The organism is Microbacterium lacus (assembly GCF_039531105.1).
Lineage (GTDB): Bacteria > Actinomycetota > Actinomycetes > Actinomycetales > Microbacteriaceae > Microbacterium > Microbacterium lacus.
The window spans coordinates 2,740,944-2,767,471 of record NZ_BAAAPK010000001.1 but is presented as its reverse complement, the minus strand read 5'-3'; the positions used below and the strand labels follow the sequence as shown (position 1 = coordinate 2,767,471).

Genomic DNA, 26,528 nt, shown 5'->3' with positions numbered 1-26,528 from the left:
CTTTGTCGTGGATGCGTGCGCGCCCCAAGGCGCTCGCGTCGGCGGCGGGCGTGACGATCGGCGCGGTGGCGATCACCACGATGGCGTTCGCCTACGAGGGATTCCCCACCACGAAGGTCGACCTCAACGACGGCGGGGTCTGGATCACCAAGACCTCCGCGATGCTCGTCGGGCATTTCAACCACGAGTCGACGGTGCTCGACGGCGGACTGCGGACGACCGGCGAGGACTACGACATCCTCCAGGATGCCGCCAACGTACTCGTGGTCGACTCGGGTGCCTCTACCCTCGCTGCGGTGGACCCGGCCCGGGTGTCGCTCGGCGATTCGGCGAAGATCCCCGGTTCGGCCAAGGTCGCCCTCGGCAATCAGACCGCCGCCGTCCTGGACCGCAAGTCCGGCGCCCTGTGGGTCGTGCCGGTGCGCGGCATCGCCGCCTTCGAGATCGAGGCGGCCGACCCGGTCGCCGATCTCGGGGCGGATGCGGATGTCACGGTCGCGAAGGACGGAACCGTCTTCGCCCTCTCCAGTGAGCGCAACGAGGTCGTCACGGTTCCGGTCGACAACGAGGGGCAGGCCGGCGAACCCTCGACGGCTTCGCTGGGCGAGCCGGCGTCGTCCGGCGGCGCGACCATCACGGCCGTCGGGACGACCCCCGTCGTGCTCGATCCGGTCGCCGGTGCGGTCATGTCACCCGGTGGGATGCGGACGGAGGTCCCGAACCTCGACGGCGCGGTTCTGCAGCAGGCCTCCGAGCAGACCGACGCCGTGGCCGTCGCGACCGGGTCCGAGCTCGTGCGGGTTCCGCTGGACGGCGCGGATCCGGTGATCGTCCCGGCGAAGGGACAGGGCGCTCCTGCGGCGCCGGTCTGGCTCCGCGGGTGCACGTACGGTGCCTGGGCGGGCTCAGGGGCGTTCCTGCGCGACTGCACCGGAACCGACAGCGACGTCTCGGCCGCGATCGAGGACGCACAGGACGTCGGAAGTCTCGTGTTCCGCGTCAACCGCGACGTGATCATCCTGAACGACGCGGTCGGCGGCGCGGCGTGGATGGCGAACGAGAGCCTCCAGCGCGTCGACAACTGGAACGATCTCACGCCGCCGGAAGGCGAGACGGAGAACGAGGACGACTCCACCGAGGAGACCGTCGAGACCACCCTGCCCGAGCGCAGCGAAGTGAATACGCCTCCCGTCGCGGAAGACGACTCGTTCGGCGTGCGCCCCGGCGCGTCGGCGCTCCTCCCGGTGATCGACAACGACAACGATCCCGACGGCGACGTGCTCGTGGCCACCGTCGCCGAGCAGAAGACCTCGATCGGCACGGTGCAGCCGATCTACAACGGCGCATCCCTGCAGATCGCGGTCGATGAGAACGCCACCGGGTCGGCGACGTTCTCCTACGAGATCGACGACGGCCGGGGCGGCACCGACACCGCCACCGTGACGCTGTCCGTGCACGAAGACGACCAGAACGCCGCGCCCACGCCCAAGCGCAAGACCTCCCTCACGGTGGAGACCGGTGGCACGGTCTCCTACAACGTGCTTCCGGACTGGATCGACCCGGACGGTGACGACATCTACCTGAAGGAAGTCGTCGCCGCCCCCGGCGACGAGGTCGATTTCAGCACCGATGGACAGCTCACCTACAAGGCGACCGCGAGCCTGCAGGGGCGCAAGGACATCCCGGTCACGGTCGCGGACGGATTCGGCGAGGTCACGACGACGACGCTCACCCTGGACGTCCGCCCGCAGGGCTCGACGAAGCCGAAGACGAATGCGGATCACGTCGTGACGCACGTCGGCGAGCAGATCACGGTCGCCCCGCTCGCGAACGACACCAGTTCCGGACGTGAACAGCTCCGGCTCGGGCGCGTCGATGAGGTACCCGGCGCGACGGTGCTGCCGGACTTCACGAACAAGACCTTCACGTTCACCGCCCCGACGGTCGGCGTGTACTACGTGCAGTACCTGGCGACCGCCGGTCCCGAGAACGGCGAGGGCATCGTCCGCATCGACGTGATCGAAGCCGCCCAGGTCGATCTGCCCCCCGTCGCGGTCCGGGACGTGGCGCTTCTGCCGACCGGCGGCGATGTGCTGATCGGTGTGCTCAACAACGACACGGACCCGGCCGGCGGCATCCTGGTCGTGCAGTCAGTGTCGATCGAGCCCGGGACCGGTGTGTCCGTCTCGGTGCTCAACCACGAGACCCTGCGCATCACCGACCAGGGCACGCTCGAGGAGCAGGTGCGGATCTCGTACCGGATCTCGAACGGCACGCAGTCCGCGGACGGCGAAGTCGTGGTCGTGCCGATCCCCGCGCCGGAGAAGATCCTCCAGCCCGTCGCGAATCCGGACACCGCGACCGTGCGAGCGGGAGACGTCGTGACCATCCCGGTCCTGGCGAACGACACCCATCCGAGCGATGACGCCCTGCATGTCGCCCCCGAGCTCATCGAGCCGTTCGTCGACCCCGAGGACGGGGAGGCGTTCGTCTCGCAGGACACCGTGCGATTCAAGGCCGGTCCCGACGCGAAGACCGTCTACCTCACATACGAGGCGGTCGATTCGCGCGAGCAGAAGGCCGCGGGCTATGTCACGGTGCAGATTCTGCCGGTCGTCGAGGAGACCAACGCCGCGCCGCGACCCCGGGACATCGTGGCGCGCGCGCTGTCGGGCACGTCGATCGACATCGCCGTGCCGCTGGACGGCATCGATGCGGATGGGGATTCCGTCGAGCTCCTGGACATCTCGTCGAGCCCGACGAAGGGTCGCATCGTCGAGGTCGCGCAGAACTACCTGACCTATGAGGCCTTCGACGGCTCGACCGGAGTGGATGTGTTCCGCTACCGCGTGCGCGACCGCCTCGGCAAAGAGGGCACCGCGACGATCCGCGTCGGCATCGCCCCGGCCGAGGAGGTCAACCAGGCCCCGTACGCGGTGAAGGATGCCGTCGTGGTGCGCCCCGGCCGCGAGATCGCGGTGCCCGTCCTGGTGAACGACTCCGACCCGGAAGGCGATGACCTCGCCCTCGTGAAGAACGGTCTCGAAGTGCCCGCGATCGACGGCCTGTCCGCCAGGGTCTCCGGTGATCGTGTGCTCGTCCAGGCGCCGGACCGGGCCGTGGAGACGTCGCTGCAGTACACCGTGAAGGACGCGCGCGGCGCGACGGCCACTGCGGTCCTGCAGATCACCGTGGACGAGAACGTGCCGCTGCAGGCGCCTGTCGCTCGCGACGATCGTCTGCGGCCCTCCGATCTCGACGCGGAGACGCTGTCCGCGGATCTGGACATCCTCGACAACGACGAAGACCCGGACGGCACGACCGACCGGCTCGGCGTCGAGGTCGGTGCGGGAGCGCGCCTCCTTCAGGACGGCAAGGTGCGGGTCACCGTGACGGACGAGCTCCAGCTCATCCGCTACACGCTGACCGACCAAGACGGTCTGCAGTCCTCCGCGTTCATCTTCGTGCCCTCCGAAGCCGGGTTGCGACCCACTCTGACCTCCACCAAGCCCATCGAGGTGCTCAGCGGAGAGACGAAGGAAGTGCCGCTGTCGAAGTACGTCACGGTCGCCGGCGGCGGCGAGGTCGTCATCACCGAGCACGCGAAGGTGAGCGCGGTCAATTCGAACGGCGCGGACCTCGTCAAGGACGAGCGCACCCTGGTCTACACGTCGGCCGACGGCTACTTCGGCCAGGACGCACTCACGTTCGAGGTCACCGACGGCTCCGGCCCGGACGACCCCGAGGGCCGCAAGGCGACGCTCAGCATCCCCATCAACGTCATCCCGCCGGACAACCAGCAGCCCTCTTTCGTCGGCGGCCAGGTGAACGTCGCTCCGGGTGAGGATGCGACCGTGCTGGACCTCGCCGCCCTGACGACGGACCCCGATCCGGAGGACAAGGGCAAGCACGAGTACACCCTGACCGGCGGTCAGGAGAAGGGCATCTCGGCGCGGGTGGACGGCGATCGTCTGCTGGTCGAGGCCTCCTCGAACGCCAAGAAGGGCGCCGCGACGACCCTCACGCTGCGCGTCTCGGACGGCGAGACGGAGCCGGTCGAGGGAACGGTGCTCGTCCAGGTCACGGCGTCCAACCGTGCGATGCCCGCGGCGAACACCGACACGCTGCCCGAGGCGGATCAGGGCAAGAGCGTCACGGTCCCTGTGCTGGCGAACGACTTCAACCCGTTCCCGGAGACGCCGCTCAAGGTCATCTCGGCTGCCGTCGAGACAGGTTCGGGCCAGGCGAGCGTGAACGGATCGGACGTCGTGGTCACCCCGTCGGCCGACTTCGTGGGAACCCTCGTCGTGCGCTACACGATCCAGGACGCGACGGAGGACCGTGATCGCGAGGCGACCGGACAGGTCGTGCTGACCGTCCAGGGCGTCCCCGAGGCGCCGGGTGCGCCGACGGTGACGAGCGTGCAGGACCGGACGGTCGTCGTCTCGTACGCCGCGGCATCCAACAACGGAGCCGAGATCACGAAGTACACCGTGCGCGCCGTCCAGGGCGGCGCGTACTCGAAGGAGTGCCAGTCGACGACCTGCACGCTGGACGGTCTCACGAACAACGTGGAATACGTGTTCCAGGTGACGGCCACGAACCGCGTCGGCGAGTCCAAGCCGTCCGGATCGTCTGCGGTCGCACGACCCGACGCGCGTCCGGACACCCCGAACCCGCCCACCCTCACGTTCGGCGACAAGTCGCTCAATGTGGCGTGGACGACGCCGACGACGCCGGGTTCGCCCGTGGAGCGCTACACGCTGGAGATCTCTCCGGCGCCGCCGTCGGGCATCACCCAGAAGGACGTGACCGGGAACTCCGTCACGTGGGAGGGGCTGGAGAACGGCGGCAACTACCAGGTCCGCGTGCAGGCCCACAACCGGGCACCCGAACCGTCGAGCTGGAGCAACTGGTCGGCGTCCGAAGTGCCCGCCGGGCCCCCGCTGGCGGGGTCCGCGCCGACGACGGCCGAACTCGCGCCCGTCGGAGACCAGGCCCAGATGCAGGTGAACTGGGCGACCCCGCCGAGCAACGGCGACGCGATCGACGGATACCAGCTCGAGGTGTGGCAGGGATCGACCCTGCAGCGGACGCTGACGCCCGGCGCCGGCGCGAACAGCCAGGCGGTCGTCGTACCGACGTCCGAGAGCGCATACACGTACCGCATCCGCGGGCACAACAAGGCGGGCTGGGGGGAGTGGAGCCCGATGTCCGCGCCGCGCCGCGGTGTCGTGGCGCCCTCCGCGCCGCGGATCGATTCCGTCACCGCCGGAGACCGCCAGCTCACCGTGGCCTTCACGCCCGGGTCGCGCGGTGGCGCGTCCACGAGCGAGGTCGCCTACCAGTACCGACTCAACGGTGGGGGTTGGGCGGGCTTCCCCGGCAACGGCGTGATCGGCGGGCTCGGAAACGGCACGGCGTACACGGTGGAGATGCGCGCCGTCGCCACGGTCGACGGCACGACGTACGCCGGCGCGGTGTCGAACGGTGTCCGCGAGACCCCGTACGGACAGCCGTTCGCGCCGGCAGCGAACGCCAGGAACCTCGGCCAGAGCGTCGAGGTCAGCTGGAACTCGGGCGGATCCGACAACGGCCGGCCGATCACGACGACGCAGATCCGGATCGACGGCGGCGGGTGGCAGGACGTCGGCGCGAACGGCTCGCGGACCGTCGGCAACGGCTACCAGCAGACGCATTCGATCGACGTGCGTGCACAGGACTCCACGGGTGCCTGGTCACCGGTCGCCTCCGCCTCGGCGCGGACGGACGACCCGCCGACGCCCCGCGCGTTCGTCACCCCGGGTGCCAGTGCGCAGGGTCAGCCGGGTTGCAGCAGCGCGTCGTGCGCCTACTTCGTCGTGAACACGCGCGACTTCAACGCCGGCACGTACAACATCGTGTGCCACTCGGACCGCGGCCAGATCAACAGCGGCTCCTCGTGGCGGCTCGACGCCAACGGCACGCAGCAGCTCGGGTGCTACTTCGGATACCCGGGAGTGAACGTCTGGGTGGAGATCAACGGCAAGGCCTACGAGAAACGCAGCTGGTAGCCGGCGCCCTTCTCCCCATCTGATTCTCGTCATCGCAGAGGAATGAACTGACATGAGCATGACCCCCGAACAGGCCGCATGGTTCCACCAGACCTTCGACCGGCTGGTGCAGAACATCGACAAAGCGGTCCAGGGCAAGCACGAGGTCGTCTCGCTGGTGCTGTCCTCGATGCTCGCGGAGGGGCACGTGCTGCTCGAGGACGCGCCCGGAACCGGCAAGACGAGCCTCGCCAAAGCGCTCGCCGCAACCGTGCAGGGCACGAGCTCCCGTATCCAGTTCACCCCCGACCTCCTGCCCTCCGACGTCACCGGCGTGACGATCTACGATCAGCAGACGCACCGGTTCGAGTTCCACAAGGGCCCGATCTTCGCTTCGATCGTGCTGGCCGACGAGATCAACCGCGCATCGCCGAAGACGCAGTCGGCACTGCTGGAGGTCATGGAGGAGTCGCGGGTCACCGTGGACGGCGTGACCCACGAGACCGGACGCCCCTTCCTCGTGATCGCGACCCAGAACCCGATCGAGCAGGCGGGGACGTACAAGCTCCCCGAGGCGCAGCTCGACCGATTCCTCATCAAGACCTCGATCGGATACCCCGACCTCGCGGTCACGGAGAGCATCCTCGCCGGTGCCTCCAACCGCAACCCGTCCGCGGGGCTGAGCGCGATCATCACGATGGGCGCGGTCGCGGACATGGCCGATCTCGCGGCGACGGTGCACGTCGACCCCGCGGTGCTGCGGTACGTCGCCCAGCTCGCCGAGGCGACGCGCAACGATCCCGCGACGCGCCTGGGCGTGTCCGTTCGCGGCTCGATCGCGATGGTCCGCATCGCGAAGGTCTGGGCGGCCGCGCACGGGCGTCACTTCGTCCTGCCCGATGACATCAAGACGCTGGCACGTCCGACGTGGCAGCACCGTCTGATGCTGGATGCCGAGGCCGAGTTCGCCGGCACGACCAGCCAGACAGTGATCGATCGCGTGCTCGACTCGGTCGCGGCTCCCCAGGCGCGAACGGCGGCCTGATGGTCGCCGAGGCACCCTCGGCGCCCGATTCGACGCGCGAGGCCGGATGGCAGGACGTCGCCGCCCTGATCGGGGTGCGCGTCCTCGCGCGCCTGCGCCTGATCACCGCCGCCGTCCGGCCTTTGGCGTGGGTGCTCATCGCGGCGTCGGCCGGCTCGTGGATCGTCGGGCAGATCGCGGGATGGTCCGAACTGACGATCGTCGCGATCGTGCTGGCCATCACGGTCGGGTTGTGCGCGCTCTTCCTGATCGGTCGCACGGCGTACGACGTGTCCCTCGACCTCGCGCGGACGCGCGTCGTCGTGGGTGAACGGGCCGTGGGCGCCCTGACCCTCGCCAACCGGGGTTCGCGGGCCATCCTGCCCTCCCGCATCGTGCTCCCCGTCGGCGCCGGTCGCGGCGAGTTCGGCATCCAGCGCCTCGCCCCCGGCGAAGAGGCGGAGGAGCTCTTCGCCATTCCGACGCAGAAGCGCGGTGTCGTGAAGGTCGGCCCCGTCAGCGTCGTGCGCGGCGATCCGCTCGGCCTCTTCGAACGCGCGCACCGCCGTGACGAGCCGGTCGACCTCTTCGTGCACCCGCGTACGGTGCTCTTCGACGGACAGTCCCTCGGTTACCTGCGCGACCTCGAGGGTCTTCCCGCCGCGGATTTGTCGCGCGACGACGTCTCGTTCCACGCCCTGCTCGAGTATCAGCCCGGCGACGACCTGCGCCACGTGCACTGGCGCTCGACGGCGCGCACCGGGACGATGATGGTCCGCCAATACGAGGAGACGCGTCGGTCGCATTTCGTGATCGGCCTCTCACGCTCCAGCGGGGATTACGACACGGCGGAGGACTTCGAGCTCGGCATCTCCGCCGCGGGCTCCATCGGACTGCGGGCGCTGCGTGACTCGCAGCGCGTGGACGTGCGGGTGCAGGGGCGAGAGCTCCCCGCCGGGACCGGCAAGCAGCTCCTCGATTCGCTCGCGGCGCTCGAGGCCAGCAAGCCGCGCGAGGGCGGCCTGGCGAACCTTGCCGGCGTCGTGTCGGCCACGATGCCGCTCGCGAGCGTCGTGGTGCTCGTCTGCGGGTCGAAGGTGCGAACCGAGGACTTGCGCCTGGCCTGCTCGCGACTGCCGTTCGGTGCCCGCGCGCTCGCCGTCGTCACGGACACCACGGCCTCCGCTCCCACGCTGCGCCGCATCGGCGAGGCTGACGTGATCACGATCGGCGCGCTCGAGCAGATCCCCGCGGCCCTGTCGAAGGTGCTCGCATGACCGACACATCAGCTGCACGCTCCGTGATCGCGCCGCGCCGGTGGATCCTGGACCTGGGAGCGACGGCGCTGCTCACCGCGACCGCATTGGTCGGCTTCTGGCCGACCTTCGCCGGGGCCTCCTTCCTTCCCGCGGCGATCGGCGGGATCCTGCTCGGCCTCGGCATCGCCGCACTCGCCGCCTGGCGCCGGTGGGGCATCCTCGTCGTGACCGGCCTCGTGATCGCCGCCTATCTCGTCTTCGGCGGTGCCCTCGCCATCCCGTCCACGACGATCCTCGGTGTCATCCCCTCATTGCAGACCCTGCAGAGCCTGGTGCTGGGCACGGTGACCGCGTGGAAGCAGATGCTCACCACGGTCGCACCGGTCGCCGCCGCCGACGGCCACCTGATCGTGCCGTTCCTCCTCGCGCTCGTGACCGCGACGGCGACGGCATCCCTCGCCCTGCGTCTGCGTCAGGTCGGGTGGGCGCTGATCCCTCCGGCGGTGCTCCTGATGCTCGTGATCGCGCTCGGCACCCCCGAGCCCGCCTTCCCGATCGTGCAGGGGATCGTGTTCGCCGTCGGTGCGACCGCCTGGCTCGCCCTGCGCCAGATCTGGGCCCCCCAGAACAGCGCCGTCTCGGTCGGTCAGGTCGATCCGGCCCGTGCGTCCCACATGCGCATGCGTCGCCTGCTCGCCGGCGCCGGTGTGCTCGCGGTCGCCGTCGGCGCGGGCGTGGCGACGAGTGCCGTCGCGGCGCCGGCGGAACCCCGCCATGTCTTCCGCGACGCGATCATCCCGCCCTTCAACGTCCGCGACTACCCCAGCCCGCTGCAGTCGTTCCGCAAGAACGTCCGCGACGACGCCTCCGACACGCTGTTCACGGTCGAGGGACTGCCGCGTGACGCGCGCATCCGCACCGCGGTCATGGACGACTACGACGGCATGGTCTACAACGTGGCCGACGGTGGCCCGACCTCGACCAGCGCCTTCACTCCGCTGCGCTCCGACATCTCACCCGATGCCGAGGGGATCCCGGTGACGCTGCGGATCGCGGTCGGCGAGTATCGCGAGGTGTGGCTCCCGGTGGCCGGAGAGCCCACCGAGATCCGCTACTCGGGCGACCGGGAAGACGAATTGCGCCGCGGCACGTACGTCAACCCGTCCACCGGAACCGCTGTGGTCACCCCGAAGCTCCGCCGCGGGGACGAATACACCGTCGACGCGGTGATCCCCACGATCCCCGATGACGACCAGCTCTCCGAGGTGGACTTCGGGAAGGTCGCGCAGCCCAAGCAGAGCAACGTGCCCGAAGAGCTCGCCGCGCTCGCGGCGGAGACCGTGGCCAGTGCGGAGTCGCCCATCGAGCAGGTCCGGGCGCTGGAGGCCTTCCTCTCCGAAGGCGGATTCTTCAGCCACGGACTCGAGGGCGAGGTGCTCTCGCGCGCCGGGCATACGTCGGAGCGGATCACGACGCTCATCGGCGGCGACCAGATGATCGGCGACGACGAGCAGTACGCCGCGGCGATGGCGCTGCTGGCCGGCGAGGTCGGCATCCCCGCCCGCGTCGTGATGGGCTACTACCCCGAGGAAGAGGACTCCGGCCAGGCGGTCTTCACCGCGACCGGTGACGACGTGCACGCGTGGGTCGAGGTGAATTTCGACGGCGTCGGCTGGCTCCCGTTCGACCCCACCCCGCCGGAGGATCAGGTCCCGAACGACCAGAACACCAAGCCCCGCACGGATCCGCAGCCGCAGGTCCTGCAGCCGCCGCCCCCGCCGCAGGAGCCGGTCGACCTGCCGCCCACGCTGCCGGAGGATCGCGAGTCCGAGGACGAGTCGATCAACCTCGCCGGCATCATCGGGACGATCCTGCTGATCGGGGCGATCTCGCTCGCGATCATCGCCCTCCTGCTGTCTCCCTTCATCCTGATCGGCGCGTGGAAGGCCGCGAAACGCCGTTCGCGACGCACCGCCGCCCGCCCGGCCGACCGCATCAGCGGCGGGTGGGAGGAACTGACCGATCGTGCAGTCGACTACGGGGCGCGCCTGGAGACGGGGGGAACGCGACCGGAGGAGGCCGCGGCCGTCGCCGTCAGCCTTGACGTCCCGCGGGTGACCGTCCTCGCCGAGCGCGCGGACGCCGAGGTGTTCGGGCCGTCGGATCCGACACCGGAGGACGTCGAGGCGTTCTGGACCGAGGTCGAGGAGATCGTCGGGTCGCTGGGCGAGCGGGCCGGGTTCTGGAAGCGCATGAAGGCCCGCCTGAGCCTGCGCTCGCTCTTGACCGGATCGGCGATCTCGTCCGGTCTGCGTGGACTCCGCGACGCCGCCACCGCGCGTGTCCGCGGCGGATCCGGCACGATCGAGGGGAAGGCCGCGAGCCAGTCGACGTCCGAGGAGAGTGAAACGCCATGACGGAGGATCCGTCCGCACCCATCGCGCCGATCTCTCGGCGCGCGATCGCGTACGTCATCGACGCGTTCATCCAGACGGCGCTGGTTTTCGTCCTCATCGGCGCGGTCATCGTGACGGCGACGGTCGTGGGCCCGCAGGGCATGCTCACGGCGCTTCTGATCGGCGGGATCATCGCCGCGCTCCTGATCCTCGGCTGGCTCGTGATCTACACCCTGATGCAGGCGGGCCGCGGCTCGATCGGCATGCGGGCACAGGGACTCCGGCTCGCCACGGCGACGGGCGACGCCCGCCTGGGGTTCGGTCGGGCTCTCCTGCGCAACATCGTGTTCTGGGCGGCGTGCGCGATCGTCGTCGGGTACTTCACCCCGCTGTTCGACGGTTCCGGCCGCTTCCAGGGGTGGCACGACAAAGCGGCAGGTGCGCTCATGCTCAACGCGAACGCGAATGCGAAGGCGAACGCGGACGTCGCCTCGGCGCAGACGGCGAAGACGGATGCTGCTCCCGCGATGACGAAGGCGGATGCCGCTGCACCGGCATCCGCGGACATCGCTCCCGCGGCGCAGGCACCCGCGACCCGCCCGGCACCGGCGCCCGCGCCCGCGCCGAGCAGCGCACCTCCGGTCGCCTCGACGGACCAGGGGGCGCTCATCGCCTTCGTCCCCGGGGTCAGCCGGAGCTCCGCAGCCCGGGAAGACGCGCCCGTGGCGCAGACGGGCGCCGACGAACTCGACGCGACCGTCCAGGCGCCGCCCGCCGCGACCGCGGCGCCGCCCGCACCGTCCCGCCCGGATCCCGCGGCGCCGTCTCCGGCCCCGGTCGCGCCGGAGCCCGACGACATCGAGGACACGCGCATCAGCATCCCGGGTCACCGACTCGTCTTCACGTGGGACGACGGCACCCGCACCTCGGTGTCGCGACGCACGATCTTCGGCCGCAACCCGACGCCCGAGGACGGGGCGGTGATCGTGTCGGTCCGGGACGAGACGCTGTCGCTGTCCAAGACGCACTTCGAGGCCGCAGCCGAGGCGTCCGGGGGATGGGTGCGCGACCGCCATTCCACGAACGGCATGACCCTGGTCCGCGACGGGCAGCGCATCGCGTGCCCGGCCGGCCAGCGCGTGACCGTCCGCCTCGGCGACGCGATCGAGATCGGCGACCGCATCGTGACGATCGGCGGTTACGCGTGAGGCCGGCGCTGGTCGTCTCGACCGGCTCCGCGACGCACGCGGGTCTGCGCCGCGCCCTGAACGAGGACGCGCACTTGGCGAGCGCGCCCGTGTTCGTGGTCGCCGACGGGATGGGCGGGCACGAGGCGGGCGAGCGCGCCAGTGCCGCAGTGATCGCGGAATTCGCGACGTCGGTGGGACGCACGTCGCTTCACCTCGACGACGTGCGTCTCGCCCTCGCGCGGGCCCGGGTCGTCGTCGAACGGCTCTCCCTCTCGGCGGACGGGCGGGCGGGCACCACCCTCAGCGGTGTGGTCATCGCAGCCGTGGACGGGATGGGGTACTGGCTCGCGGTCAACATCGGCGACTCCCGGACGTACCGGCTCGCCGACGGCGAGCTCGAGCAGATCAGCGTGGACCACTCGGTCGTCCAAGAGCTCATCGAGACCGGTGAGCTCACCCCGGAGGCAGCCCTCACCGACCGGCGCCGCAACATCATCACGCGTGCCATCGGCGCGAGCAGCACGGGGGACGCCGACTACTGGCTGTTTCCGGCGGAGCTCGGCGACCGGATCCTGGTGTGCTCGGACGGTCTGACCTCCGAGATCTCCGACGAGCGGATCCGCGCGGTGCTCTCGAGCGTGCCGGACCCGCAGGAGGCCGCCGACGTCCTCGTCGGTGAGGCGGTCGAGGCCGGCGGGCGCGACAACATCACCGTGGTCGTCGTGGACGCCGTTTCGGTCGCCTCGCGCCCGGGCACGCTTCTCGAGACCGATTCGGACATGGACATGGACACGCGTCCGCGGGAAGCCGCAGGAGGAGTTCGCTGATGCACACGACCTACCGACCGGGCCCGTGGTACCTCATCGCCCTCCCCGGTGTCCTCGTCGCCCTGCCGCCCGAGACGCCGGCGGACGTCGTGCGCACACTCTGGGACCGGATGCCGGACCAGAGGTCGCTCGCGACGGTCCTCGACGTCCTCGCCTCCCACGCGGGCGGTGACTTCGCCGCGCTTCCCCCGTTCGTCGCGGCGGTTGCGGATGGGACCGATCTGCGCATCGCGCTGCGCGGCGACGTGTCCGCGCACGTGGGCACCGCCGGGGGAGTGCAGCACTTCTCCGGCGCCGAGCTGACCACGTGGAGCGAGAGGTTCGTCGGCGGTGCCACCCGCGTGGAGATCGCACTGGGCGGGGGTGGCGACGGCATCGAGCTCCCTCTCGGGAGTGGGGTCGTCCATGCCGCGGCGGCGAGCGCGGACCTCGAGGAGTCCCGGCAGGCCGCGGCGCTCGTGGTCGCGCGCGAACCCGAGGTCGAGCGCCCTGCCGCCCGGGAGCCGGAGCGCGCGCCCGAGCCGGAGCCCGCACGTGCACCGGAGCCGGAAACCGTGCCCGAGCCCGCACCCGTGTCGGAGTCGGAGTCGGCGCCTGAGCCGGTGCCCGTCGAACCCTCCGTCCCCGACGCCACGCTCCTGCCGAGCGAGGTCACGCTTGCCCCCACGAGCGAAGACTTCGACCAGCTGTGGGGTGCGACCGTCCACTCCGCGCCGGTCGCCGGCGTCGAGCGGGCCCCCGCAGCCCCGGCATCCGCTCAGGGCGACCACGACGGTGCGACGATCTCCGTGTCCGAGCTGCGGGCGCTGCGCGAGCAGGCGCCCCCGGCGAGCGACGCGCCGACGGCGATCCTCCCGGTCGTCCCGGCGGCGAGCGGGCGCGTGCGCGTCTCCACCGGGCAGGTCGTGACGCTCGACCGCACGGTGATCATCGGTCGCCGGCCCCGAGCCGCGCGCGCCGGAGGCGCGAACCTTCCCCACCTCATCGCGGTCGACAGCCCGCAGCAGGACATCTCGCGCAGCCACCTGGAGATCCGTCCCGAGGGCGACACCGTCGTCGTGATCGACCTGCACACGACGAACGGGTCGACACTGCTGCGCAGCGGCGCCGAGCCCGTTCGCCTCCACCCGGGCGAACAGACGATCGTGCTCTCCGGCGACGTCGTGGACCTCGGTGACGGTGTCGAAGTCGTCTTCGAGGATCTGCCGTGAGCCGGCCGCCGTCCACTCCGCCGGAGCTGCCCGGCTTCCGCTATGTCGAGCCCCTGGGCACCGGCGGGTTCGCCGACGTCTTCCTTTACGAGCAGCAGATGCCACGCCGCGAAGTCGCGGTGAAGGTGCTTCTCGCCGACCGGATCTCCAGCGGCGCCGCGCAGGAGTTCGCCGACGAGGCCAACGTCATGGCGATGCTCTCCACGCACCCCGCGATCGTCACGATCTATCAGGCGGGCGTCGCGGGCGACGGCCGACCCTACCTCGTGATGGAGTACTGCCCCCGGCCGAACCTGCAGCAGCGTGCCCGCAAGGAGACGTTCTCGGTCGCCGAAGCGCTGCGCGTCGGCATCCAGGTCGCCGGGGCCGTGGAGACGGCGCATCGCGCGGGGGTGCTGCACCGCGACATCAAGCCCGCGAACATCCTCGTGACCGCGTACAACCGGCCGGCGCTCACCGACTTCGGCATCGCCTCCACGACGGGCGCGACCGGAGAGGCCGCGGGGATGTCCATTCCCTGGTCACCGCCGGAGTCCTTCGCCGAACCTCCGCAGAGCGGACCGCGCACCGATGTGTGGGCCCTCGGTGCGACGCTCTACACGCTCCTCGCCGGGCGCTCGCCCTTCGAACGGCCGGGGGAGCGCAACTCCAGCGCCGACCTGATCGAGCGGATCGAGAACGCGGCGCTGACCTCGACGGCGCGCCCCGACGTCCCGGAGAGCCTGGAACGGGTTCTCGACCGGGCGATGGCGAAGAGCCCGGACGATCGTTATCCGAGCGCCGTCGCGTTCGCGCGCGCTCTCCAGAAAGTGCAGATCGAGCTCTCCCACTCGGTGACCCCGATCGACATCGTCGATGACCACCCGCCCGCGGAAGACCTCGACGATGACGGCGACGGTCTCACGCGGGTCCGCGAGATCGTCAGCATCGACCCCGACGCGGGCTTCACCCGCCCGTCGGCGACCACGCAGCGCAAGGGCGGCCCTGCCGTCGCGGCGGATGTTCCGCGGTTCGATGCGCCGCCGGTCGCGGCGGCGGGCGACACGGGCGCGGTGGACGACGCCACGCAGATGCGGGCCCCCGCGACCCAGACGCCGGCGACCGATGACGAGCGCACTCTGCTGCGTCCGCCGCGAATCGTCGCGCCGTATCCCGCACCGCCGACCGAGAGTCCCGTGGCCGTTGCGTCCGCTCCGCCGCGCCCGACGCGGAAGGGTCTGTGGATCGCGCTGTCCGCAGCGGCCGCCGTACTGGTCGTGATCGGCGGCATCGTCGGACTGAACGTGCTGGCCTCGACGATTTCGACGCCCCCGGAGACGGTCGAGACGTCCGAGCCGCAGGATGTCGTCTCGGACTTCGTGCCGAAAGTGGCGGAGCTGACCGGATCGCGGCAGGGCGAGGTGATCGTCTTCACGTGGCTGAACCGCGACCCGCAGGAGGGTGACACGTTCATCTGGAGCCGGGTCCAGGTCTCCGGCGAGGTCGACCCGCAGCAGACGGAGGAGCCCGTGGCACAGCTCCCCGTCGCGGAAGGCACGCTGTGTGTCGACGTGATGCTGCGCCGGGACGACGGCCGCGTCTCCGAGCCCGTGCGTGGGTGCGTCGACGGATGATCTGGGACATCGCCGAGCAGAAGTCGACGATCGAGGGTCTCGATGCCGAAGGTCGACCGGATCCCGCGTACGCGCAGGCCCTTGGACTCCTGCGTGCGCCGTTCGGGCGCCGTGCACTGGCCTTCGCGGTGGATGTCGGGATCTGGGCGGTCCTTGCACTTCCCCTCCTGATCGGCGCCGTGCCGCTCGTGGCCAAGCTCGCGACCGGTGCGATCTCGCCCTACGGCTTCCTCAATCACCCGGACTTCCTCCTCGCCGCCGTGACCGCGGGCGTCTCGACGCTGCTCGGCGTGGTGTACCTCGTGGTGCAGCTGATCCTGCACGGCGTGAAGGGCGTGACGATCGGCAAGGCCGCGACCGGCATCCGCAGCGTCAACGTCCGCACCCTTGAGCGGCCCCGCGTCGGTGCGGTCTTCGTGCGCTTCGTGCTCCTGATCGCGAGCGCGATCATTCCCCTGCTGGGTCCGGCCTTCCTGCTGGTCTCGCCCACGTTCGATCCCGAGGGGCGCGGCCGGGGACTGCACGACAAGGCCACCGGAGTCTGGCTCGTCGATGTCCGACGCGGTCTGAACCCGTACGACCAGAAGCGGATGCGCGTGGCGCGCAAGGTCGTGAAGGCGGAGCCGACCCGGGGCCGCTCGGCACTGCCGTCGCTCGCGACGCCCGCGGATCCGGACGCGCAGCCCGAATACCGCCCGGCCGGTCGCGTCAGCGCCGGCGTCATCGGGATGGCCCGTCCGCACGACGCCCGCGATCGACCCGCGATCGGTCTGGCCACCGCGGCCCCGGCTGCGACACCGCTCGAGGTGCAGCCCGGCACCCCGGTGCTGGGCGGCTATCGCGAGATCGTGCAGGGACAGGAACCGACGGATGCCGCGGCACTGCCGACGGCACGGGATACGGAGTCCGCGCCGGCCGGTGCGCTCGGGTCGGACCCCGCGCCCGACTCTGTCCCCGAGCCGCCGCTCGCCCGCGAGCCGGAGCCCGAGCGTGCACCTGAGGCCGAGCGTGCACCTGAGCCCGCCCGTGCAGCGGTCTTCGGGCTCGTGTTCGACTCGGGCGAGAGGATCGCGATCGACGGCGCCGTGCTGCTCGGGCGCAACCCCGACACGGCGGATCACGCCGGGGCGCGCGCCGTCGCGCTGGCCGACGACAGCAGGTCCCTGTCCAAGACCCACCTGCTGGTGCGGTCGGTCGCGGACGGTGTGGAGATCACCGACTGCGGTTCGACGAACGGCTCGGGGTTGATCCGGGCCGGGACCGAATACGCGGTGGTCGCCGGGACACCGATCCTCACCACCGAGGGGGACTCGGTCAGACTCGGCGACCGTGTGGCCGCAGTGGTGCGGCTGTGAGCCGTCACAGACGGATGATGAACGCCGGCGCGGCCGGCAGGAGTGGGAGAGCGGCGTGAGGCTCAAACTGACGATGCGACGGCCGAGCGGAGACCCGGTCGACATCGTGATCACGGCGGACTCCACCGCGACCGCCGGTGACGTGGCGCGTCATGTCGCCGCGGCCGACCCGACACGCTCGACCCCGTTCTCGGACGAGGACGTGCTCACGCTCGCGGTCGCCCCGCCGACCGGGGACCGGCTCGTGCCGCTGCAGCCCGACGTACCGATCGGCGAGGCCGCCATCGGATCCGGATTCGCGGCATCCATCGTCAACTACGGGCCGGACTACGCCGTCGCCGACCGGCGCGAGACCGTCGGGGTGCTCGTTGCCACCGCCGGTGCGCTCGCCGGTAAGGAGTTCCCGATCGCGGCCGGCCATGCGACGCTCGGACGTGACGCCGCGAACGAGGTGGTCCTCGCCGACCCCATGGTCTCCAAACGCCACGCGCGGCTCGAGATCGGCACGCACATCGAGATCGTCGACCTGAACTCCGCCAACGGCGTTCTCGTGGACGGCGTCGCCGTGCAGCGCGTCCGCGTCGAGGAGGGCGAGCCGTTCGTGATCGGCGGCACGACCCTGGTGCTGCGCCGGGCGCGGTCCTTCGACGGTTCGGCGACGGAGGAGCCCATCATCGAACGCGGCGGCGGGCTGCTGTTCAACCGCAGCCCCCGCGTCGAGGTGCGGTATCCCGGCACGCTGTTCAAGGTGCCGCGCCTGCCTACCGAGAAGATCGGCCGACTGTTCCCCTGGCCCATCCTGATCGCCCCGATCCTCATGGGCATGGCGCTGTACGCGCTGAACGGCAACCCGCGCTCTCTCCTGCTGATCGTGATGACGCCGCTCATGGCGTTCGGCAACATCATCAACCAGTCCGCGCAGAGCAAGAAGGGCGAGAATCACGAGATCCTCCTGTTCGAGCGGCAGTACGAGCAGCTCGAGGAGGACTTCTTCCGGGGTAAGCCGGAGGAGGAGCTCGCCCGCAACGCCGAGGCGCCCCCGGTGGCAGAAGTCTTCGATCATGCGATGCGACTGGGGCCGCTCTTGTGGACACGCCGCCCGGAGCACTGGAACTTCCTCGCGTTGCGCCTGGGCAGCTGTCGCCTGCCGGCCCGCAACAGCATCGACGACGTCGACACGCCCGAGGGGCTGCCCGACTTCATCGACCGCGTCGACCGGCTGCGGGAGCGCTACGCCTTCGTGGACGACGTCCCCGTCTTCGAGACGCTCGCCGACGCGGGCTCGATCGGCATCGCCGGTCCCGAGGGGCCCGTCGCCGACACGATGCGAGGACTGGCGGTGCAGCTGTTCGGTCTGCACGCGCCGAACGACCTCGTCGCGGTCGCCTTCGCCGATTCGACGTGGACGCCCGAGCTGGACTGGCTGAAGTGGATGCCGCACACCTCGAGCGAGAAGAGCCCGTTCCGCGACCTGGCGCTCGCCGATTCCGCCCCGACGGCATCCGCACTCCTCAGCACGCTCGAGGAGTACGTGCAGCGCGCCGAGAGTGCCGGCGGTGGCGGTGAGCCCCGCGGCCCCTTCAAGGAGGACTGGAATCCGCTGCGGTACGGCACGGACGTGGCGCGGGCCGCGGCCGAGCACAAGAAGACGCCGCCGATCTCGGTCGTGGTCTTCGTCTCGGGCGACGCCCCCGTGGACCGCGGTCGGCTCACGGACGTCCTCGAGCGCGGTGCGGACCACGGCGTGCACGCGGTGTTCGTCTCACCCACCGTGGAATCCCTGCCCGCGGTCTGCCGGAGCTACATCGACGTCACCGCGGGCCTGCAGGACGCGGTCGTGGGTCTCGTCCGCAACGGCGAGAACTTCGAGCACGTGCAGGTCGAGGGCGTCTCCAACGCGTACATGCAGATGTTCGCGCGACGCCTCGCGCCCGTGGTGGACGCGAGCACGGTCGTGCACGACTCTTCCGACATCCCGACGTCGGTCATGTTCCTGCAGCTGGTCGACCCCGCGATCGCCGACGACCCGACCGTCGTGATCGAACGCTGGCGGCAGAACAACACCATCGTCGACCGTTCCCCGAACCCCCGCCCGCGACTGAAGAAAGCGGGCACCCTCCGCGCGATCATCGGTCAGGGTCCGAGCAACGCGATGGCCCTCGACCTGCGCACGCAGGGCCCGCACGCGCTCGTCGGCGGAACGACCGGTGCGGGCAAGTCGGAGTTCCTGCAGGCGTGGGTGCTCGGCATGGCCGCCGCGCACAGTCCCGACCGCGTGACGTTCCTCTTCGTCGACTACAAGGGTGGGTCGGCCTTCGCGGACTGCGTCGAGCTGCCGCACTGCGTGGGACTCGTGACCGACCTCAGCCCCCACCTCGTGCGCCGCGCGCTCACGAGCCTCCGGGCCGAGCTGCAGAACCGCGAGCACCTCCTGAACCGCAAGAAGGCGAAGGACCTGCTCGAGCTCGAGAAACGCCAGGATCCGGAGTGCCCGCCCGCGCTCGTCCTCGTGATCGACGAGTTCGCCGCGCTCGCCTCCGAAATGCCGGAGTTCGTCGACGGCGTGGTCGACATCGCCCAGCGGGGACGCTCGCTCGGCATCCATCTGATCATGGCCACCCAGCGGCCCGCCGGCGTGATCAAGGACAATCTGCGCGCCAACACGAACCTGCGCATCGCCCTGCGCATGGCGGACGAATCCGACTCGCGGGACGTGGTGGACGACGCGATCGCGGCGACATTCCCGGCGAGCGTGCCGGGGCGGGCGATCGCCAAGACCGGCCCCGGTCGCCTCGTGCCGTTCCAGTCCGCCTACGCCGGAGGCTGGACGACGGAGGACGATTCCGCCGCCGCCGAAGTGCGCGTCGCCGAACTGCGTTTCGGCGCCACGCGCGAATGGGAGCCGGAGGGCCTCGCCGAGTCGGACTCGCACGAGGAGGACCTCGGCCCGAACGACCAGAAGCGGATCGTGTCCACCCTCATCGACGCGGCCGACCGCGCGCGCCTTCAGCGGCCCCGCCGGCCGTGGCTCGATGATCTCGCACCCGTGGTGGACCTGCGCGATCTGCCGAACGAGGGCGACACCCGCATCCCGATCGCGCTCGTGGACGTGCCCGAGAAACAGCTGCAGCAAGCGGCCGTGTTCGCACCCGACCGCGACGGCTCGCTCGTGATCTACGGCACCTCCGGCTCGGGCAAGTCGACCCTGCTCAAGACGATCGGCACCGCGGCCGGCATGCGACCCGACCTCGGGCGGGTTCAGGTGTACTGCCTGGACTTCGCATCCGGAGCCCTCGGCGCGCTCGCGGCGCTGCCGCACGTGGGTTCGGTCGTCGACAGTGCGGACGTCGAGCGCATCCAGCGGCTGCTGCGCACCCTGGATGCCGAGATGGACCGTCGCGCGGCGGCCTTCTCGGCCGCGAGCGCCGCCTCGGTGCAGGAGTACCGCGAGCTGCGCGACCCGCGGATGCCGCGCATCCTGTTGCTGATCGACAACTACCCCGAGTTCAAGAAGGACTGGGAGGTCGCCCCCGGCCGCGGACCGTTCTACCGGATCTTCATGCGGATCCTCGGCGAAGGCCGCACGCTCGGGCTGCACACCGTGCTCACGGCCGACCGCGGCAACGCCGTACCCAGCGCGGTCGCCGCGAACATCTCGCGACGCGTCGTGCTGCGCATGGGCGATCCGAGCCAGTACATGCTGCTCGGAGCGCCACGTGACGTGCTGGATGAGCAGTCCGGTCCCGGACGGGCGATCGTGGACGGCCACGAGGCGCAGATCGCGGTGCTCGGCGGGACGATGAACGTCGTCGAGCAGACGAAGGCCCTCGCGGCGCTCGGTGAGCGACTGCGCACGGAGGGCGTCCGCGATCTTCCCGAGATCGGCGCGCTGCCGACCATGGTCGGTGCGGACGAGATGCCGGCGCAGGTCGACGGGATGCCGGTCTTCGGTGTCGCGGACGACACGCTGGCCGCGCACGGGTTCGAGCCGATCGGTTCGTTCGTGATCTCCGGTCCGCCGGCGTCGGGTCGCACGAACGCGCTCAAGGCTCTGATCGTCGCGATGGAGCGCTTCGACCCGCAGGTGAAGATGTACCACCTCGGCAGCAGGCGCTCCGAGCTCAAGGACTTCCGCCCGTGGGTGCGCAGCGCCACGCGGCCCGAAGACGAGAAGGAGCTCGTGACCGAGCTCGCGGAGCTCGTCGTCAGCGAGTCGCCCGGTGGACGCATCATGATCGTGGTCGAGGACATGCCCCACCTCGCGGACGGTGCGGCGGACCGGCCCATGCGGGCGCTCCTGCAGGCGATGAACGACAGCGATCATCTGCTGATCGGCGAAGCCGAGATCTCCCGCGCGAGCGGCAGCATCGGCGTGCTCGGCGAATGGAAGACCGGTCGCCAGGGGATCGTCCTCAAGCCGGACACCTACGACGGCGAGGCGATCTTCAAGACCGCATTCGGACGCGTGAAGCGCTCGGACTTCCCGGTCGGACGCGGCATCTTCGTGCAGGCGGGCCGTGCGGTGACGATGCAGATGCCGTTCGTCTCCGACACGCCGGCGATGGCGCGGGACGCCCGGCGCGCCGACGATGTGATCGCCGCGGGCGGCTGAGAGGACCGGAGCGGGTTGTTCTGCCCATCGACCGACGCCGACCGGCGCTCGTAGGGTCGGAGCGGAGGTGGCGCCGTGGACCAGACGATCCGAGCGGTAGGCAGATGAGCATCGGCAAGGCCGTGATCCGTCCGCTCAAGGACGCGCTCGATGACATGCCGGTGCACGTCCGGCAGCTGTCGGAGATGTTCCGCAAGCACGCGCAGAGGCAGAACCGCAACACCGGCGAGGTCACCGATCTCGACGCGACCCGCGTGCAGCCCCCCGACGGCCACGTGCCCGACGCGTCCCGCCCGGGTGTGGACCGTGGCGACGGCCGTGACGCGCGCGGGCGATACGCCACCGGCCAGGAGAACAAGCCCTGGGTGGACAAGGAGCAGCTCGGCCTGGCGCATTACGCGGAGGACAACGATGTCGAGGTCATCACGACGCAGGTCCGCGTCGACTATCCGGGATCGCCGCAGAACGGACGCAAGTACGACGGTCTGGTGGCCAACGGCGACGGGGAGAACACGTACGACGGGATCGAGATCAAATCGGGCGGCGCGCTGGCGAAGTATCTTCAGCCGGGCAACACCCAGTACCAGTTCGACAATGCGGTGAACGCGGGGGCGCCCGCACGCGGCACACTGGACGGCAATGAGATCCTGGTCACGAGGGTGATCATCCGGGAGGAACCATGACGACGTACGGCCCCTTTGCCGAGACCACGCCACGAGGACAGACGGGCTGGATCGATGAGCGCCGCCGGCCGATCGCCGAGCACGTGCGCGCCGTCCTCGGCAAGCTCGACGGTACGAGCAGGTTCACCTACACGCTCTGGCGCGGATCGAACCCGGAGAGCATCGTCGTCACGCGCGACGACGACGCGGAGACGTTCATCCAGGCCGCAGGCTCCGCCGAAGCGATGACGGTGGAAGCGCGACTGCGCGGTGAGGACGGCGATCACCACCTGTACACGATCGGCAGGAGGCAGGCCGCGGATGCAGGGACCGAGGAGACCGTCCTGGTGCCCATCGGGCCGGACCGCTCGGTGCGGGTTCTCCTTCGCGAGATCTTCACCGCCGACGAGGCGGCGGAGATCTTCGCCGCATTCGTACGGACCGACACGGTCCCCGACGCGTACGCGCGCCGCGAGCTGGATCTCTCGGTGGCGCAGTCCGAGCCTCGGTGATGGGCATGGGTACCCCTGCCCGTGTGCCGATTCGGGATCTTTGGCTAGCCTCGAAACACGAGAGGCCGCAGAGCCTCACCACGACGAACGCAGGAGGCGGTTCTCATGGCCGGACATGATTTCGGAGCAACGTACAGCGAGATGGAGAGTGCGGCAGCGCGCCTGCGCGATGGCCGCAGCACCGTCACCGACACCCTGAAGGAACTGCAGGGCGTCATCGACGACCTCGTCCAGGACGGCTTCAAGACCGAGAACGCCTCCGAGGCGTACTCCACCGCGTACTCCGAGCTCACGTCGTCGCTGGATGATGCGGCCGAGGCCGTGAACGACATGGCCCAGGCGCTGGACCGCATGGCGGACTCGATCCGCGACAAGGACGCCGAGCTCGCCGGCGGCTGAGTCATCGAGCTGACATCGAGGTCGTGGCGCCGGTCCGTGGACCGTCGCCACGACCTCTGTCGTGCGGGGTGCCCCGCATCGGCGCTTAGGATCGAACGGATGCGCGGAGGAGAAGAATGAGCGGCGGAGCGCCCTACTGGTACAACCTCACGACGCAGTCGGTGCAGCGCGCGGATCAGCGTCCGTCCGAGGACACGATCGGACCGTTCGACACGGCCGCGGAGGCGGAGGACTCGCCCGCGGTCCTGCTCGAGCACGCCCGCGCCTGGCTGGAGAGCGAAGAGAGCGAGCGCTTCCGCGAGATGGCCGAGGGCGACGACGGCTCCGACCTCGTCTGACCCTCTCGTCATGAGCGCACGACGCCGCATCGCGGCACCCTTGGCGGCCGCCCTCGCGCTGAGTGTGACGGCTTGCGCTCCGGCCCTCCCGGAGACCGTGGTGCCGGGTTCGGCGGTCACCGTGGGGTGGCCCTCCGCGTTCACCTCGGGGAACGCCGAAGCGGCGCCGACACCCGGCAATCTGGACATCGCGGCGATGACGCGTGCCGGATTCGGCGATCTCGTGGACGGCGAGTTCGTGGCGGACGACAGCTTCGGCACGGTCTCGATCGTCAGCGACGACCCGTTCACGGTGCGCTATGACCTGCGCGAGCCCGCCTGGTCCGACGGCATCCCGCTGGACGCCGCCGACTTGCTGCTGGGGTGGGCGGCAGCATCCGGATTCATCGACGTGACGCCGCCGGGCGCGGACGGCAACGCGACGGCGGGGGACGCTCTGCCGACGGATGCCGCGACGCAGGTTCCCCGGATCGACGAGTTCGCGCGTGCGATCGAGGTCACCTATCCGACGGCGATCGATGACTGGCAGAGCCGCCTCACCGTCGCAGTGCCCGCGCATGTCGTCGCGGCATCCGCGCTCGGTGTCGAGGATCCGATGGAGGCGAAGCAGGCGCTCATCACGGCGATCGAGCAGGATGACACCGCTGCCCTGGCATCGATCGCCGAAGTGTGGCGCGAGGGCTTCACGGTCGGCGGCAAGGTCTCCGATGGCGCGCTGATCTCGAGCGGGCCGTTCCGGGTCGACGAGGTCGCCGCCGACGCCCAGGGCCGCAGTCTCACTCTCGTCCCGAACGCCGCCTACCGGGGGGCTGCGACGCCCAAAGTCGCGAAGATCGAGCTCGTCCCCGCCGGTGCCGATCCGGTGGCCGAGGTCGGTGCCGGTGTGGACGTAGTGCAGGTCGCCCCCCTTGCCGCGAACCGCGAGGCGATCGACGACCTGGAACGCAGGGACTTCCCCGTCGACACGACCCACGACGGCACGGTGTGGACGCTCCTGCTCCGGCCCGGGGGTGTCTTCAGTGCGACGCCGGCGCGCGCGGCGTTCCTCCGCGCGATCCCGTCGGCGGCGCTCATGGAACGCGGAGCGGGCGCATGGGCGTCCGCGTACACCGCGAGCTCGGCGCTGCTCGCGGCGCCGGGAGGTCGCGCGTACGACATCATCGTCGAGGACGCCGGTTTCGCCGCCGCGCTGACCGGTGCCGACGACTCGGGCCGCGAGCGCGAAGCCGCGGGCATCGCCGCGGGGACCCCCGTGTGCATCGTCTTCGACCGCGCGGACGAGTTCGCCGCCGGAGCGTTCTCCGCCGCTCGGGATGCCGCTGCGGAAGCGGGCTGGAACTTGGGCGACTGCGGCACCGAGGACCTCGCGGGTGCGCTCGAGCAGGGTGGCTGGGATGCCGCACTCGTGCGCGTCACGATCCCGCAGACCGCCGACGAGATCGGCGCGCAATGGGGTACCGACGGGCTCGCGTCGCTGGTCGGCCTCGCGGATCCCGCGGTCGACGCACTCATCGGTCAGCTGGCGACGACGACCGATGTGTATGCCGAGCGGGATGTGCGCGCTCAGATCGAAGCGGCGATCATCCGCGACGCCGTCGCCCTGCCGATCGCGCTCAACCCGGTGATCACGGTCACGGACAAGTCGGTCGCGGGTATCGCCGCACGAGACGGTCGGGGAGCGTCACTGACCGCCGGCGCCGTGCAGTGGGAGGTCATCCCGTGAGAGCGGTGGGGTGTTCTGCCCATCGCGGGACGGAGCAGGGGTTCGTAGCGTCGAGGAAGGAGGTGCGGTCGTGGGGATGATGCTGCCGAACGAGCTCGTCTGGGTGATGGAGAAGCTCGGATTCGAGTGGCCGGACATCGACGAGGACGAAGTGCGCAAGGGCGCCGTCCTGGTGCGGAATCTGGGCCACGACCTGGAGACCGCGATCCAGGCGATCGACTCGCGGATGAACGGCGACGTGGCGGCGGCGATGAGAGGGCAGGCCGGTCCCGCGGTCGTGAGTGCCTGGAACACGAATCGGTCGCAGAACATCCAGAAGCTGGTGGACATCATGCCGCCGGCGGCCATGGCGATGGACATCGGCGCCGAAGCGATCCTCGCGCTGAAGATGAAGGTCATCGTCGATGTGACGACGACCATGATCGCGCTCGTGGCGATGCTGACGAATCCGGTCTCCGCGCTCGGCGCTGGGCCGATGCTGCTGATCAAGAAGAAGCTGCTCAACGCGGCCGTGGACATCGCGGTGGAGCAGCTGCTGAACCAGCTGTTGCCGATGGCGATCGAACCGATGTCGGAACAGCTTCCGGCGGTCGTGGATGCGATCCTCGATGCACCGATGGTCGAGGCGACGGCTGGCGACTCGGATGAGTTCTACGCCGATCTGCAAGCGCTTCAGGAGGCACAGACAGCGATGAAGCTGCACGGAGCCGACATCCAGACCGTGACGTCGACCTTTTTCGTGGAGTTCTCGGCGCTGGACTTCGGCGGTGACGTCTGATGAGTGGGATCAAGTCCGTCATCCGCGAACTGAAGGAAGCGGTCCTGAAGGGCCTCGGGCACACCAAGGACAGGCTTCCCGGGTTGGCGGACAGGCTCACCGATCAATTCGGCACGGTCCGCCGCGGCGTCGATGACGTCGACGTGTTCGAGGCACCCCCTGCGCTGACAGGCAACAGCACCGATCGAGTCGACCGCACATCGACGGAGCTGCTCTTCCGCGCCGACAATCGTCCGCCGAGCGTGATCTTCAGCGAAGGATTCCAGGTCCTGGACGCCGGCAACAACGACCTCGACCACTTCGTGCGCACCAACGCTCCATCCAACTTCGTCAGCACGTCGCGTGACGAGAATCTTTACCGTCGCTGGGGATCTGCGTGGCGGTACACCGTGGATGCCCCCGGTGGCATCGACGTCGATGCCACGATGCCCAATGGTCCGTTCGCTCCGCATCAACCGGCGCCGGAGTTCGAGATCGCGTTCCAGGGCGGGGTGCCCGCTGAGAACGTCGTCGGCGCGAACCCGGTCCGGCCGGGAGGCGACCTGGGCGAGTTCATTCCGAACCCCAATTACAGTGGTGGCAGATGACCGGCGACGA

Annotated in this window: 17 protein-coding genes; all 17 read left to right on the top strand. The window is 70.2% G+C overall.

Annotated elements, in window-relative coordinates:
- The first annotated feature begins 11 nt into the window (after window positions 1-11).
- On the top strand, window positions 12-6,053 hold the full coding sequence (locus tag ABD197_RS13140; protein ID WP_344055249.1) for an Ig-like domain-containing protein: 6,042 nt from the start codon (window positions 12-14) through the stop codon (window positions 6,051-6,053).
- Between the two features lie 52 nt (window positions 6,054-6,105).
- A complete protein-coding gene (locus ABD197_RS13135) occupies window positions 6,106-7,077 on the top strand; it encodes an AAA family ATPase (RefSeq protein ID WP_344055247.1) in 972 nt (323 codons plus the stop codon).
- On the top strand, window positions 7,077-8,333 hold the full coding sequence (locus ABD197_RS13130; protein WP_344055245.1) for a DUF58 domain-containing protein: 1,257 nt from the start codon (window positions 7,077-7,079) through the stop codon (window positions 8,331-8,333). Before ABD197_RS13135 ends, ABD197_RS13130 begins: the two co-directional genes overlap by 1 nt.
- Complete coding sequence (locus ABD197_RS13125; RefSeq protein ID WP_344055243.1) at window positions 8,330-10,732, top strand: transglutaminase TgpA family protein; 2,403 nt, start codon at window positions 8,330-8,332, stop codon at window positions 10,730-10,732. Before ABD197_RS13130 ends, ABD197_RS13125 begins: the two co-directional genes overlap by 4 nt.
- Window positions 10,729-11,919 carry an RDD family protein gene (locus ABD197_RS13120; RefSeq protein WP_344055241.1) on the top strand — a complete coding sequence of 397 codons (1,191 nt, stop codon included), beginning with the start codon at window positions 10,729-10,731 and terminating at the stop codon, window positions 11,917-11,919. The genes ABD197_RS13125 and ABD197_RS13120 overlap by 4 nt, the downstream gene beginning before the upstream one ends.
- Window positions 11,916-12,728, top strand: coding sequence for a PP2C family protein-serine/threonine phosphatase (locus ABD197_RS13115; protein WP_344055239.1), 813 nt, complete (start codon window positions 11,916-11,918; stop codon window positions 12,726-12,728). Before ABD197_RS13120 ends, ABD197_RS13115 begins: the two co-directional genes overlap by 4 nt.
- Complete coding sequence (locus ABD197_RS13110) at window positions 12,728-13,939, top strand: FHA domain-containing protein (RefSeq protein ID WP_344055237.1); 1,212 nt, start codon at window positions 12,728-12,730, stop codon at window positions 13,937-13,939. The genes ABD197_RS13115 and ABD197_RS13110 overlap by 1 nt, the downstream gene beginning before the upstream one ends.
- Window positions 13,936-15,552, top strand: coding sequence for a serine/threonine-protein kinase (locus tag ABD197_RS13105; RefSeq protein WP_344055235.1), 1,617 nt, complete (start codon window positions 13,936-13,938; stop codon window positions 15,550-15,552). Before ABD197_RS13110 ends, ABD197_RS13105 begins: the two co-directional genes overlap by 4 nt.
- Entirely contained in the window at window positions 15,549-16,907 is a 1,359-nt protein-coding gene (locus tag ABD197_RS13100; protein ID WP_344055233.1) for an RDD family protein, read from the top strand. The genes ABD197_RS13105 and ABD197_RS13100 overlap by 4 nt, the downstream gene beginning before the upstream one ends.
- 55 nt (window positions 16,908-16,962) lie before the next feature.
- Complete coding sequence (locus ABD197_RS13095; protein WP_344055231.1) at window positions 16,963-21,519, top strand: type VII secretion EssC family protein; 4,557 nt, start codon at window positions 16,963-16,965, stop codon at window positions 21,517-21,519.
- A gap of 104 nt (window positions 21,520-21,623) precedes the next feature.
- Window positions 21,624-22,202: a hypothetical protein gene (locus tag ABD197_RS13090; RefSeq protein WP_344055229.1), complete on the top strand. Its 579-nt coding sequence runs from the start codon at window positions 21,624-21,626 to the stop codon at window positions 22,200-22,202.
- Window positions 22,199-22,693, top strand: coding sequence for a hypothetical protein (locus ABD197_RS13085; protein ID WP_344055227.1), 495 nt, complete (start codon window positions 22,199-22,201; stop codon window positions 22,691-22,693). The genes ABD197_RS13090 and ABD197_RS13085 overlap by 4 nt, the downstream gene beginning before the upstream one ends.
- Window positions 22,694-22,798: 105 nt before the next feature.
- Window positions 22,799-23,092 (top strand): WXG100 family type VII secretion target, encoded by a 294-nt coding sequence (locus ABD197_RS13080; RefSeq protein ID WP_344055225.1) that lies wholly within the window; start codon window positions 22,799-22,801, stop codon window positions 23,090-23,092.
- A 116-nt stretch (window positions 23,093-23,208) separates the two neighbouring features.
- On the top strand, window positions 23,209-23,430 hold the full coding sequence (locus tag ABD197_RS13075; protein WP_344055223.1) for a hypothetical protein: 222 nt from the start codon (window positions 23,209-23,211) through the stop codon (window positions 23,428-23,430).
- 10 nt (window positions 23,431-23,440) lie between these two features.
- A complete protein-coding gene (locus ABD197_RS13070; protein ID WP_344055221.1) occupies window positions 23,441-25,153 on the top strand; it encodes an ABC transporter substrate-binding protein in 1,713 nt (570 codons plus the stop codon).
- Between the two features lie 76 nt (window positions 25,154-25,229).
- Window positions 25,230-25,931 (top strand): WXG100-like domain-containing protein, encoded by a 702-nt coding sequence (locus ABD197_RS13065; RefSeq protein WP_344055863.1) that lies wholly within the window; start codon window positions 25,230-25,232, stop codon window positions 25,929-25,931.
- Entirely contained in the window at window positions 25,931-26,518 is a 588-nt protein-coding gene (locus tag ABD197_RS13060; RefSeq protein WP_344055219.1) for a scabin-related ADP-ribosyltransferase, read from the top strand. Before ABD197_RS13065 ends, ABD197_RS13060 begins: the two co-directional genes overlap by 1 nt.
- The last annotated feature ends 10 nt before the right edge of the window (window positions 26,519-26,528 follow it).